This window comes from Clostridium sp. YIM B02500, from assembly GCF_022324665.1.
Taxonomy (GTDB): domain Bacteria; phylum Bacillota; class Clostridia; order Clostridiales; family Clostridiaceae; genus Clostridium; species Clostridium beijerinckii.
Genome location: NZ_JAKGTE010000002.1, coordinates 1 through 13,443, shown reverse-complemented (window position 1 = coordinate 13,443; position 13,443 = coordinate 1). Strand labels below are relative to the sequence as shown.

Here is a 13,443-nt window from a genome sequence, read left to right as displayed (position 1 = left end):
TTTCCACAAAATTAAATTTATCAAAATCTATCGTAAACTTATGTTAGAAATCAATTAGAAATCATATTATTTTTATCAAGCCCATTTTCTACAAGAATCGCATATAAAGTACCATCTGCCTTCATCTCTTTTATTTTTTCATTTAATGCATTTAATAAAGCTTTATCATTTTTTCTAACTGCTATAGCTATATTCCCACTTAATTCAGGTGTATAATCCTTTAATATTCTTAAAGGTATATTTTTATTTTTTAGCAGAGAATATTTCACTATAACAGAGTCTACTAACCCTGCATCTATCTTTCTTTTATATATAGCATCCAATAATTCAGTTGAATTTTCAAAGATTGTTATATCTTTTATTATTTTATCATTTTTCCACCTTTCACCCATGCTCTCATATACTGTACCCTTTTCTACTCCCACTACTGCGTTTTTTAGATCGCTTTTAAAATTTATATTTGAAAAGGTTGGAACTACAACAGCTTCTGTGGCTTTATATATTGGCTGTGTAAAGGCTACTATCTTTTCACGTTCCGGAGTTATAAATATTCCACCTGACGCGATATCCATACTGTCATCAGTATTTAATTTATCTAATAAATTTACAAATGGTGAGTTGCTAGTTTCAATTTTACTAATTCCAAGTCTGCTTCCAATTTCGGTTATTATATCAGCCTCAGTTCCCTCTAACTTTTTTGTACTTGGATCTATATAAAAATATGAAACATCATTTTGTGGTGAAACAACAGTTATCTCTCCTTTTTCTTTTATCAACTGTAATCTATCCTTTTGTTCTGATACGTTAGTTACTATTGCTCTAATATCATATCTTCCAGCACTACCTTCAAAAATCATTACAAAAAAATTTATAATAGTAATTAAGATTAATATTTTTTTCGATAATTTCTTCATGTTGCCCTCCTTTAGATGTCATTTAAATTTATAAAATACTATTGAGTCATATCCTACAAGTTGTATCAAATAAAATGAAACCTCTATGTTTAATGTACTATTATTATTTTGTTATAAAATAGCAAATTTTAAACATAGAATTCAATTTTTAAACAAAAATAAGAGTTTACTTAACATAAACTCTTATTACTTATCTTTCTCATTAAATAATTGAAACTTCTGCTTCATCCTTAAGGAATAATGGTATTATTTCTAATGGCGCACTATAGTCTATTACTTGTCCGCCATTAAATATCTTCCCTGAATTTACATCTTTCCAATTTGCACCTTTTGGCAGATATACTTTTCTTGACCTATGTCCTTTATGAAGTACTGGTGCAACAAGAACATCTGTCCCAAACATATACTCATCTGTAATATCCCAACAAATCTCATCTTCTGAGAAATCATAAAATAACGGTCTTATAACTGGAGTTCCTTTTTCATGTGCTTCCTCCATGATTTTAGTAATATAAGGTTTCATCCTTTCCCGGATAAACATATATTTCTTAAATATTTCATATGCTTCGTCTCCATAACTCCATACTTCATTAGCTGCACCGCTTGCACATAGTCCACCACCGCTAGCTCCAAGTGGCTTTGAATGTGGTTCACGATCACCATGTAACCTAAATACAGGACAGAATGCTCCATATTCAAACCATCTGATTATGCATTCTCTAAAGTCTGGATCATCTGGATTTCCACCATGGAATCCTCCTATATCAGTTGTCCACCATGGTATACCTGCAATTCCCATGTTAAGACCAGCTGCAAATTGATTTCTTAAAGATTCAAAACTAGAATCAATGTCCCCTGACCATACAAGTGCTCCATAACGTTGGCTTCCTGCCCATGCACATCTAAGAAGATTAATTATATTTTCCTGACCTTCTTTCTTCATGCCATCAAAAAACGTTTTTGCGTACATAGCTGGATATATATTACCTATTTGTACATTTGGACCTAAGTGATACCTATAATTCTCGAAGTCATAAACCGAGTATTCTGGTTCAGCTTCATCAAGCCAAAATATTTTTATGCCTTTATCATAGTAGTTTTTCTTAGCAGTTTTCCATACAAACTCACGCGCTTCTGGATTTGTTGGATCATAGAAAACAGTATCTCCCAAAAAGTCCATAGTTGTTCTAATTCCCCTATCAACTCTTACTAAATAACCTTTTTTAAGCATCTTATCATAATTTTCACTTGTCTTATCTACTGTTGGCCAAATAGAAACCATTAACTCAATGCCCATTTCCTTAAGTTCTTTAATCATAGCATCAGGATTAGGCCAATAATCTAAATCAAATTTCCATTCTCCCTGTTTTGGCCAATGAAAAAAGTCAACCACTATAACTGAAATTGGAAGGTTTCTTTTTTTATATTCACGTGCAATGCTTAATAACTCTTCTTGGGTTTGATATCTCAATTTGCATTGCCAAAAACCCATAGCATAATCCGGCATCATTGGCACTGTTCCAGTTGCCTTTGCATAAGATTCCTCTATTTCTGCTGGCGTATCACCTGCTGTTATAAAATAATCTAATTGCTTAGTAGAATTCGCTACCCACTCTGTAATATTTTTTCCGAAAGTAACTTTTCCAATGGCTGGGTTATTCCAGAGCATTCCATACCCTAAACTTGATAATACAAATGGAACACTAGCTTGGGAATTTCTATGCGCAAGTTCAAGTACACAATTTTTCAGATCTAAATTTGGCTGTTGATATTGTCCCATGCCAAATAACTTTTCCTTTGGATTTGATTCAAATCTCATGGTTAAAGTATAATCCCCACCAAGAATAGGCTTAAATTCACGTGCTTCTATCTCTAAAGCACTGCAAAATCTATTAACATTTTTCCTATTTCTTACATACTCTTCTAAAAGAACATCATCTTTATCATTATAAAATGTGATTTTTCCTTCCTTATCAATCCTTGCATGAATTTTTCCATTCTCTATATCTGCTTCATTATTTTCAATTTTAATCTTAATTTCGCAACTTTCTTGTGGCAATAAAGCCCAATCATTATTCATAAATTCTGCTTGCTTAGTGCTACGTATACGTAAACTATTTTTTCCCCAAGGCTCAATTCGTAACGTTTCACAATCGTATTTACGAATCAATACATTTCCATAAGCTTCAAAAACACTATCATCTAAATTAAATTTCTTATTCGATTCCATAATATGAACTCTCCAATCTTTGAATAATTAAATTCATGCTTAGCCTTTAACAGCACCATTTGTTAATCCTCCAATTATATATTTTTGAAGGAATATGAATATTAAAACAACAGGTAAAACTAAAAGTACTCCATAAGCCATTATAGAATTCCACTGTATTCCATACTTACCCATAAAGTTATATATACTAGCTGTCATAGTTCTCTTTTCAGGGCTGGTTAAAAATGTTAGTGAATACGCTAAATCGCCCCAAGCATATAAGAAGGAAAAGGCTCCTGTCATTATAAGTCCTGGATAAGATATTGGAAGCATTATTTTTGTAAATGCTGTAAATGTATTGCATCCATCAATCTTTGCTGAATCTTCAAGTTCTTTTGGTAAAGCAAGAAAATAAGTTCTAAGAATAAGAACTACAAATGGAACAGATATTGTTGCATCTGATAATATTGGAGCCCAAAGAGTATCTAGTAGATGTAAATTTTTATAAACTAAAAACATTGGTGTAAGTAATAATGCTACTGGGAGCATCTGAGTTACTAGGAAGATCAATATAAATACCTTTTTCCCTCTCATCCTGAATCTTGCCAAACCATATGCAGCTGGAATAGCTAATACACATGCTAAGATCATTGAAGCTAATGCAACCTTACAGCTATTAGCTAGTGTTACTATTATGCTGCTCTTTCCTGTAAATTGGTCTGTATAACTACTTAATGTAAAATCTTTAGGTATAAAAGTTGGAGGTGATGCAAAGATTTCGGCATTAGTTTTAAATGAACTTACTATAATCCAATATATTGGAAAAAGCATAATACAAGCTACGCAAATTGATACACAGCATAATATTATATTTTTTTGTTTATCCTTAAGAACAACCTTCTTCATTACCCAATCACCTCATCTTCCTTTATCAATTTGAGGTATCCTAAACTTACGCAGAATAAAATAGCAAACAATACATTGGCGACAGTAGCACCTTTACTAAATGAAAATTGCGTAAATGAAAGTTTATATGCAAAAGTTGACATTAGTTCAGTACTATTAACTGGACCTCCATTTGTCATAACAAATACTAAATCAAAAACTTTAAATGTATAAATAAATCCAAGAACTAATACAGATAAAATCGCTGGTCTTAATGATGGCAGAGTTATTTTAAAGAATCTCTGAATTACATTAGCCCCATCAACTTTAGCTGCCTCATATAAATCATACGGAATATTACTTAACCCAGTTGTTAATAACAACATATTAAATGGAATTCCAACCCATGAGTTTGTTAATATAACTGAAAACATTGAGGTTTTACTGTCTATAATCCAGCCTATTGGCTGTGATATCAGATGAAATTTCATAAGTAATTCGTTTATTATACCTCCGCTTGTACTATACATAAATTTGAACAATAATGCGGTTACTGTCATCGGTACAAGATAACTAACTACCATAAGTCCTCTAAGAGGTTCTGAAAGCTTAAATTTTAAACTGAAAAGCAAAGCTAGTCCAAGTCCTATAATGAATTGAATTGATATACTTCCAATAGTGAAAACTAAAGTATTCCAAATACTTATTGGCATTGCCGGATCTTTAAATACTTCAATATAGTTTTCTATACCAACAAATGGTTTAACAGGCTGACTAAAAGTCGTTACATTTACATCATGAAGACTTAAAATAAAATTATATATAATCGGATATCCCACAAAAGCCAGCATAAATATTAGTGCTGGGAGCACAAATATGTACCCTTTTCTTTCTTCCTTAATAAATTCACCGCTATATTTATTTTTCAAAATTATTTTCACCTACCTTGTTTCAATTTAAAGGTCTCCTTCACTAAATTTTAGGCACCTTTAGATTTTTTATAGATTTCCAATATAAAGAATTTGACTTACACTTAGAATATATTGATATACCAGAAAAATATTTATGATTTCTAGTGAAGATATGAACTTAAAGTTTTAGCACCTCTACACATATATTCATCTAACAAATCTAATTCTTAAATCGCTTATCTATATATAGATACCCCAACTATAAGTGAGATTTACACTATGAAATATATCCCAACTAGAAATAAGAATTATGCTTTTGTGAAATGTTTCATTAGGAATTTGATGGCTCTGATTCTTAGATTGAAAGTTGTTCCAAGTATGCTAGTTCAAAGCTCGCCTTTGAGGCTAGCATCTTGGGCGCAACTTGTAATCTTAGAATCATCCATCATAATTTCCTTAGAAACTGGAACAACATCATAATTCTCATTTCGGCGAGATATATGCACAAGTTTAGGTCTTAGTTGGGTATCTATAAATTTATTTTAATACTGCATCAACCTTAACCTGTGCATCTTTTGCTGCTTGCTCTGGTGTCTTTGCATTTGTAAAACTTTCCTGCATTGCAGTAGACATTGCATCTGATATTTCAGGCCATTTTGGATGTGGGCCTCTTGGCATAGCGTATTGCAATTCATCTAGGAATACGCTCATAACTTGGTCTTTAGTAATTTTATCATCACTTTCTGCAACATCTTTTCTAGATGGAATGTAACCAAAATCAGCACAATATTCAGTCATATTATCTTTTTGCTGAGTGTATTTAATAAAATCCCAAGCTTCAGCTTCATGATGGCCTTTAATTATACCCCAGTTTTCTCCACCTAAATCCGATGCAAATACTTTATCTTTAGGAATTTTTACAACTCCCCAATTTAGGTTTGGTGCATCCTTCTTAACTGTATCTATAATCCATGGACCATCTGTAATCATGGCTGCTTTATTAGTTACAAATTGTTTTTCTAAATCATTTTGTGTCCAGTTTATAACTTCTTTACTCATTGATCCATTTTTTATAAGATCAGTGAGATATTGAAGTGAACTTATTCCCGCCTCACTTCCAATTTCATTAAATTTAGCTCCTGTTGAAATAAGCCATGGAAGATATTGAAATGTTCCTTCCTCATTCTTTGGTGCAGCTATAGCTAAACCATAGGTATCTCCTTTAGTCAATTTCTTAGCTGCAGTCTTTAATTCATCAAAAGTTGTAGGCGGCTCAACTCCTGCTGCACTTAACATGTCCTTATTATAAAACAAAGCTAAATCATTGCTTCCAAGTGGGATTCCATAGTATTTTCCATCTAACTGACATGATGAAATCGGACCTTGGTAAAATTGATCTTTACCATCATAGGAATTCATCTTATCTGTAATATCTGCAAATAATCCCATCGCCGAAAATGAAGCCATATCTGGATTATCAACTAAACCTATGTCAGGTAGTTTGTCAGCAACAAGTCCTATTGTAAACTGCTTAGTAAGTTCAGCTCTTGGTACAAATTCCACTTGAACTTCTACCTTATCTTGAGATTTATTATATTTATCAGCAAGATTTTGCATTGCATTTTGTTGTTGCTGCCCATCAAAATAGTGCCACACTGTAATCGTTGTCTTTCCTGACGGATCTGCTTTAGTTTGAGTTGTGCCCCCACCACTGCTTCCACATCCAATAAATATAGTCGCCGACATTGCAATAGCCGTCAAACAAGCCAGTAACTTTTTAGTTTTTTTCATATTATTTACCTCCTAAATTTTTATGAATAATAACGTTTTCTATAACTTAATATTACATCTTCTAAATTACTTCTAATATTCTATTATCATGAAAAAAGTGTAAAATCATGATATTAATTTTACACTTTGTATTTAAGACTATAAAATAACAAACATTCGGACTTATTATCGCTTATCATTTCTTAATAAAATTTCATATATTCCTTTGGGGACATTCCTGTTGATTCTTTAAAAACTTTGCAAAAGTACTTGGAATCACTATAGCCGACCTTCTCTGCAATTTCATAAATTTTTAGTTTATTACTTCCTAATAATTCCTTTGCTTTATGAATTCTAAATTCTTTTAAATAATCTGAAAAACTTTTTCCAAGTTCCTTTGTAAATAACCTGCTTAAATATTCTGGAGTTATATTCATTCCACTTGCTATTTCCTCAAGAGAAATTTTATCACTATAATACTCTTTTATATAATTTATAGCTTTTCTTACAATCAATGAATTTACTTTAGTCTCGTCATCATTTCTTTCACACATCTTACGAACTACATAATTTAGCCGCTTTTCTAAATCATCAAATGTAAAACTATTTTTAATTGAATCTAAAACTCCTTCATTATTAAACTCAGTATAAAGATTGCTATTACAGCTTTTAGCCACAGTTAAAATTGAAAAAATATACTTGCTGCTAACATCGATTATCTCGCATGGGTCGTAGATGTTTTCTTTCAAATATGATATAAATTTTTTATTAATATCAGCCAACTTTTTCTGATCATTGTTTTTTATGGCTTTTAACACTTCCTTTTCAAGCTCTCTTGGATAATTACAATGATTTATTTTTAATTTAGATATTAGTTCTTCATAAATCACTTCATTATTTCCAAATGAAATATGCCATCTAGACAATCTTTGTAGCTTTTTAAATGAACTTTTAATTTCAGATAGTTCGTTTAGATTAATAATACTAATAGTAGTATTTAAGAATCCCTTCTGCCTAAGTGAAAATAATATCTTATGCTTTAGCATTTTTATAAATTCTACGTAAGGTGTTTTAGTAATTACTAAAATAGGCAAATAATTGTACTCTTTTAAGATAGAGTAATAGAAATTTACAATATTATAATTCTTCATAGCTTCATAAATCTCTTTTATTATAAGTTCGACCTTATCTTCGTATTTATCTCTAAGATGCAAATTAACAACATATATATTTTCATTTTGCTTTACTTTACTTTCAATTATTTTGTAAAAATGCTCTAAATTTTGTCCTTTATTTAGTAGTACTTGTCCCAATATTTCTTCCTTAAGTATACCTTCTTCTAGAAGTGCATCTTTTTCCTTACTTAAATTAAGCTTTTTTTCAATATCCTCCATGGTATTTTTTAAAGCAGTATAAGTTATAGGTTTCAATAAGTACTCTTTCACTCCAAGTTTTATTCCTTTTTGTGCATACTTAAAGTCTGAATATCCACTAAGTATAATAATATATGGATCTTGACCACAATCCTTAATCTTTTGGAGCATATCTAATCCATTTATTTTCGGCATTTCAATATCTGTAAAAATAAGATCTGGTTTATGCTCTTTAGCTAAAAGGAACCCTTGCTCTCCATCCGAAGCTTTTCCACAAACGATGTAGCTTTCATTAATCTTTCCTAATAAGTTCCCCAGTCCTTCTCTGGCATTAATCTCATCTTCTACAATTAAAATTTTCATAAATATCCCCCTTAAAATATCAATGAAATAATCAAAGTTATTGTAGTTCCTTGCCATTTAACACTTTCAATATTAAACTTAGCATCTTCACCATAATAAATCTTTATCCTGTCATATACATTTTTTATGCCTATATTTTCATCTTCATCTTTTCCTGATTTTATATTATTAATTATCTCTTCAAGCTTTCTATCTTCAATACCCAATCCATTATCTTTTACTATGATTTTTACATAGTTATTTTTAAATATATTTATGCTAACTTTTAATACTCTTTCACTATCATATCCTTTAAATCCATGGATAATTGAATTTTCAATTAAGGGCTGTAATATTAACTTATGAATTCTAGCCCCTAAGACATTTTCATCTACATCTAAATCCAATACGAAGCTATTATTAAATCTAAGCTGCTGCAAATATACATATTTCTTCAACCATTCAACTTCATCATAAATAGTCACTTCCTTATTAATATCGCCTATGCTATATCTTAGTATTTGAGCAAAGTTTCCAATAGTATCACTCACTTCATAATTTTCATTTTTAATCGCCATCCAGTTTATGCAATCTAAAGTATTATACAAAAAGTGAGGATTAATTTGAGCAACAATTGCCTTTATCTCAGCTTCTCGTCTTTTATTTGATAACTCAACAATAAAATTACTTTGATCTTTTATATCTCTTATCAAGATATTTATTGTAGATAACATTTCATTAAATTCGTCTCCTATAAATGACATTTCATCTTCTGTGCTTAGCTTTATTTTTACATTGAAGTTTCCTTTTTTAGCTTCCTTCATTCCACTGACAATGATTTTAACTGACTCATACAATTTATTTGAGAATATTATAATAACTAATGTTAAGATTATAAGTATCAATCCTAAAAATACGAAAGTTAAATTTCTTAATAACTTAACTTCATAAAATAAATTATCTTTATCAACAACATTAATTACTTTCCAGCCAACACTATCTATGGGAATACTGCTAACTGATATATTTCTATTCTTAAAGCTTGGCATTGAATATATTAATTGATTTAGTGTTTCCATATTATCCGTATCATTAATCTCACTGCTAGAATAATCTTTTACATATGTTCCAATAAACTTCTTATCTTCAAATGATATAACTCTCCCCTCATTATCAACTATTACAGAGCACATATTAAGCTTGTCTTCCTCAAAATCCTCCTTATCCATCTGAACATTGCAAACATCAAATAGAATTTGTTCATCAAAACTCATAATAATTATCCCGATTTCATTTTTAGTTCTGATATCTCTAACTTTTAGTCCTATGTGAAACATATACTCAGATTTTCCATGAATAAAGCTATTACAAGTTGTAGGTAATATTACAGGAATATTACTATTTAAGATTTCAGAATAAATTTTACTTTTATCAGAATTGCTGTATTCTTCCCATATTCTATTATTAATCCCTTGATTACCTTTATCATAATATACATTTCTTCCATTGTTTCCAACAAAGGTTATAGCCCTAATTTGATTTCTTGAATACGAATAAGATCCAAAGGCATCTCTGATTTTATTGATCGAAGCTGCCTTTTCAAATTCATCTCCGTCATTAAACATTTTCTCTAATTCCAAACAATCATTATCTGCTGCAATCCTATATAAAATATCCTTATAATAATTCATATCAGTTTCTATGTTAGTTTTTATGTAAAATAAATTTCTATCCGTAAGATTTGTAATCTTCTTTTCCAGGTAATGTTGTGACAGCTTATATAAAAACACTTGACTAATAACCATTGGTATAATTGAAATAATTATAAATATGCTTAACAATTTTGCTTTTATACTATAACGTTTCCAATTTAAAAAATATCTAATTGTATTCGTACTATTGTAAAAAAATTTCATTATTTATAATTTCACCACTCTTTAAACACATGAAAATAAATAACGAGTCCAAAGTTGATGAAAATAGACTGCAAATGAGCTTTTTATTTATTTGATTGTGCCTTATTATTTTAACTTAATACATACATTATATTCCATTATTTTACTATCAAGCAACCGTACAACTTAAAATTCTTCTCACAAGAAGTTAAGAATATACAAAGGTAACAATGTAACTTTTTATATTCTTAACTTTTTTCCTTTTTTAATTTTAAAGAATGTTTATTGGTATCAATTTAACTTTTTTACTTCTTTCAAACGTATATTTTTTTAGCTATATATAAGTTATAGAAAGCTTAATTCATGAAGACTTATCATAATCTATCAGATTAAATACTACTGTAGAAAAGGTGGTATTAAAAGAAGAACAAAAGCAAAACTGCTAGCTACTTAACAAAAATTTCGTAACTAGCATTCTTATTTAGCTTATTAAAGATAATCATTTAACTTTTGGTGGGTTTACATCATCAAAACTTCCAATAACAAAATATGAAGCCTGAGCCTGCACAAGGAGCTTCTCATGCTCATCAAATATTTTGCATGCACACCTCATTATATTTTCACCATCACTTACAACCTCACCCACTGCCATAATTGTGCTTCCTGCATTTACGTTTTTTATATAGCTAATACTTAAATCTGTAGTTACTATACGTTTCCCTAGAGTTGTGCAAGAAACTCCCATTACAACATCTGCAATTGAAGCCAAGGTTCCTCCGTGTATGTATCCATATATATTACAATGCCTATCTATAATTTTCATTTCGTATATAACTTTTCCCTCTATGACTTCAACAATTTGAGGATCAAGAAAATTTTCAAGTATAGATTTATTATAATTTTCCTCTAAATAACTTTTTAACCAAACAAGATGTTCTTTTGACATAATAACTCCTCCTTCACTTTCACGCATTGCTTAAAATATCTTTCTTAATAACCTGTAAAGCAATTACTAGTTTTACGCAAATATATATTATTTTCACTCAATCTTTTATTACGTATATGATTATAAATATCCCACTAAGACCTTGATTCATGCATATAGCTCGCCGAGATACGGATTATGCTTTCGTTCCAGTTTCTAAGCAAACATTTCATATTATGACCCTTGTGGTTATAAAAGCATAATTCTTATTTCTAGTTAGTATATCTTTCATAGCATAAATCTGACTTATGATTAGTTTATCTATATTATAGCAAACAAATTAAATATATCCTAACTTAGAACCAATCCCTAGAATTGAAATACAATGTTCTTCATATTATTTAGCTTACACAAAAATCCAAGTTGAATATAATTTGGATTATTATTGATTTTTATAGAAATATTATATAAAATGAATTAGTAGAGTAATTGATAACAATATTCAATTAATAATCAAGAGGTGAATGATTTGAATATAAGAAGAAACAAGCTACTTTTTATATATAGTTTAATAACATTAATTAATTATACTTTCAATACTAAGGCTTTTGCTGCAGTAAAAAACAGTATAAGTGAAGACGCTCCTTTATACACTTTCATAAATTTTGCTAGTTATATTTATAATAATTACAAAACTTTCATATTCATTATTTTAGGTATTATTTGTATATCATTATTAGATGCCTTTTACTGTCTTGTTGTTAAAGCAAGAGAACAGTCAAAATATCTAAAAGACTTAGATTTAGAACGCGAAAGATATTTTATAGTTGTTGAACAATTAAATGATATTATCTTTGATTTTGATATAACTGAGAAAAAAATCTTAAGTTCATCTAAATTTGAAGAAACTTTTGGATGGACATTAAATATTCAAGATTATAATAAAAGTTTTTTAAATGAATTGAAAATACATCCTGATGATAAGATATTAATTAATAAAATTACCGATGACATGAAAGCTTTAAACAAACAGTCCATTATAAAACAAATACGACTAATGAAGAGCAATGGGGACTATCTTTGGTGTGAGCTAAAACTAAACTATATACAAAGAGATAATAAGATTGTCAGAGTAATAGGTAAAATTACTGATATAGATCATATTGTAAAAGAACATTCTATACTAAAGCTAAGATCTGAATATGACCAGCTAACACAGGTATATAATAAATCTACATTCTATGAAAAAGTTAAAAATTATATTATAGATAATAAAAATGATAACTGTATGCTTATTTTTATAGATTTAGATAATTTTAAAGCTATAAATGATAATTTAGGACATATGGTTGGTGATGAAGTTCTAAAGGATACCGCAAATAAAATTTCTGACGTCTTTAACGGTACAGACGTTATTATTTCCCGATTTGGCGGAGATGAATTTTGTGTATTTAAACCAAGTCACTCTATTTCATTTATAAAAGATAAAATTAACATTTTATGCAATAACCTCAATGCTACATATATTGGCAACAACACTGAAATAACTGTATCTGCAAGTATCGGTGTTTCCTTTTACCCTAAACATGGAGATACTTTGGAATCCTTAATTCATAAATCAGATATAGCATTATACAGTTCTAAAGAAAATGGAAAAAATCAATTTACCATATACAACAAAAAGCTTGAAATTGAATGTTAAGTTAAAACAAAATTAAGAAATCATCGAAATTATTATCGAGGATTTCTTAATTTTTAGTTTGAAATATCGAATAAATATATATTAATTAGTTGATGAAGATCCAAATATAATAAATGTATTATATTTCAAATCATATATTGACTAATAGTGTGCCCCCATCATTCCAATAGGGCATCAAAATAGTTTGACCATTCAGTATTCCATCCAACTAATAGCCGCTTTTTTATGTTGCTCCAAAGTGCTTTCTGCGCTATCATTCTGCATTATAATATAATTAATTACAATACCATTCTTAATAAATTTCTAGAAAACAAAAAATAAGCTCTAGATAAACTAGAACTTATTTTTCAACTTGGTGACTCCTAGGGGAATTGAACCCCTGTTACCACCGTGAAAGGGTGGTGTCTTAACCGCTTGACCAAGGAGCCATATTAAGTTTTATTTAAATGGAGCTGGCAATAGGAATCGAACCTACAACCTGCTGATTACAAGTCAGCTGCTCTACCGTTGAGCCATG

General features: G+C 29.6%; 10 protein-coding genes and 1 tRNA gene. 2 read left to right on the top strand and 9 right to left on the bottom strand.

All coding sequences use genetic code 11. The features are described from left to right. Positions 1 to 50 precede the first annotated feature (50 nt). From L1S46_RS01325 to L1S46_RS01310, 4 genes are all read right to left on the bottom strand, one after another. On the bottom strand, positions 51 to 914 hold the full coding sequence (locus tag L1S46_RS01325) for an ABC transporter substrate-binding protein (RefSeq protein ID WP_236897628.1): 864 nt from the start codon (positions 912 to 914) through the stop codon (positions 51 to 53). Between the two features lie 202 nt (positions 915 to 1,116). After that, a complete protein-coding gene (locus tag L1S46_RS01320; RefSeq protein WP_077831016.1) occupies positions 1,117 to 3,144 on the bottom strand; it encodes a glycoside hydrolase family 31 protein in 2,028 nt (675 codons plus the stop codon). 39 nt (positions 3,145 to 3,183) lie between these two features. Next, positions 3,184 to 4,029, bottom strand: a complete 846-nt coding sequence (locus L1S46_RS01315) for a carbohydrate ABC transporter permease (protein ID WP_077831015.1) — start codon at positions 4,027 to 4,029, stop codon at positions 3,184 to 3,186. Further along, on the bottom strand, positions 4,029 to 4,937 hold the full coding sequence (locus L1S46_RS01310) for a sugar ABC transporter permease (protein WP_077831014.1): 909 nt from the start codon (positions 4,935 to 4,937) through the stop codon (positions 4,029 to 4,031). Before L1S46_RS01310 ends, L1S46_RS01315 begins: the two co-directional genes overlap by 1 nt. A 261-nt stretch (positions 4,938 to 5,198) precedes the next feature. Between L1S46_RS01310 and L1S46_RS01305 the strand changes: the two genes are divergently transcribed. Beyond that, positions 5,199 to 5,399, top strand: a complete 201-nt coding sequence (locus L1S46_RS01305; protein WP_173707036.1) for a hypothetical protein — start codon at positions 5,199 to 5,201, stop codon at positions 5,397 to 5,399. A gap of 57 nt (positions 5,400 to 5,456) precedes the next feature. Here the strand turns inward: L1S46_RS01305 and L1S46_RS01300 are convergent, their stop codons facing one another. The 4 genes from L1S46_RS01300 to L1S46_RS01285 form a co-directional block, all read right to left on the bottom strand. Continuing rightward, positions 5,457 to 6,710, bottom strand: coding sequence for an ABC transporter substrate-binding protein (locus L1S46_RS01300; RefSeq protein WP_077831659.1), 1,254 nt, complete (start codon positions 6,708 to 6,710; stop codon positions 5,457 to 5,459). Between the two features lie 182 nt (positions 6,711 to 6,892). Continuing rightward, positions 6,893 to 8,425, bottom strand: a complete 1,533-nt coding sequence (locus L1S46_RS01295) for a response regulator (protein WP_077831660.1) — start codon at positions 8,423 to 8,425, stop codon at positions 6,893 to 6,895. Between the two features lie 11 nt (positions 8,426 to 8,436). Further along, positions 8,437 to 10,095 (bottom strand): histidine kinase, encoded by a 1,659-nt coding sequence (locus L1S46_RS01290; RefSeq protein ID WP_238898943.1) that lies wholly within the window; start codon positions 10,093 to 10,095, stop codon positions 8,437 to 8,439. 703 nt (positions 10,096 to 10,798) lie between these two features. Beyond that, positions 10,799 to 11,272, bottom strand: a complete 474-nt coding sequence (locus tag L1S46_RS01285; RefSeq protein ID WP_236897623.1) for a PaaI family thioesterase — start codon at positions 11,270 to 11,272, stop codon at positions 10,799 to 10,801. Between the two features lie 481 nt (positions 11,273 to 11,753). Between L1S46_RS01285 and L1S46_RS01280 the strand changes: the two genes are divergently transcribed. Further along, complete coding sequence (locus tag L1S46_RS01280) at positions 11,754 to 12,926, top strand: sensor domain-containing diguanylate cyclase (protein ID WP_238898941.1); 1,173 nt, start codon at positions 11,754 to 11,756, stop codon at positions 12,924 to 12,926. A 353-nt stretch (positions 12,927 to 13,279) separates the two neighbouring features. Here the strand turns inward: L1S46_RS01280 and L1S46_RS01275 are convergent. Then, positions 13,280 to 13,354 (bottom strand) — tRNA-Glu (locus tag L1S46_RS01275). Between the last annotated feature and the right edge of the window lie 89 nt (positions 13,355 to 13,443).

Coding starts and splice junctions, on each gene's coding strand:
- L1S46_RS01325 (WP_236897628.1), bottom strand. CDS start 914: ATGAAGAAATTATCGAAAAAAATATTAATCTTAATTACTATTATAAAT.
- L1S46_RS01320 (WP_077831016.1), bottom strand. CDS start 3,144: ATGGAATCGAATAAGAAATTTAATTTAGATGATAGTGTTTTTGAAGCT.
- L1S46_RS01315 (WP_077831015.1), bottom strand. CDS start 4,029: ATGAAGAAGGTTGTTCTTAAGGATAAACAAAAAAATATAATATTATGC.
- L1S46_RS01305 (WP_173707036.1), top strand. CDS start 5,199: ATGAAATATATCCCAACTAGAAATAAGAATTATGCTTTTGTGAAATGT.
- L1S46_RS01300 (WP_077831659.1), bottom strand. CDS start 6,710: ATGAAAAAAACTAAAAAGTTACTGGCTTGTTTGACGGCTATTGCAATG.
- L1S46_RS01295 (WP_077831660.1), bottom strand. CDS start 8,425: ATGAAAATTTTAATTGTAGAAGATGAGATTAATGCCAGAGAAGGACTG.
- L1S46_RS01290 (WP_238898943.1), bottom strand. CDS start 10,095: ATGAATTATTATAAGGATATTTTATATAGGATTGCAGCAGATAATGAT.
- L1S46_RS01285 (WP_236897623.1), bottom strand. CDS start 11,272: ATGCGTGAAAGTGAAGGAGGAGTTATTATGTCAAAAGAACATCTTGTT.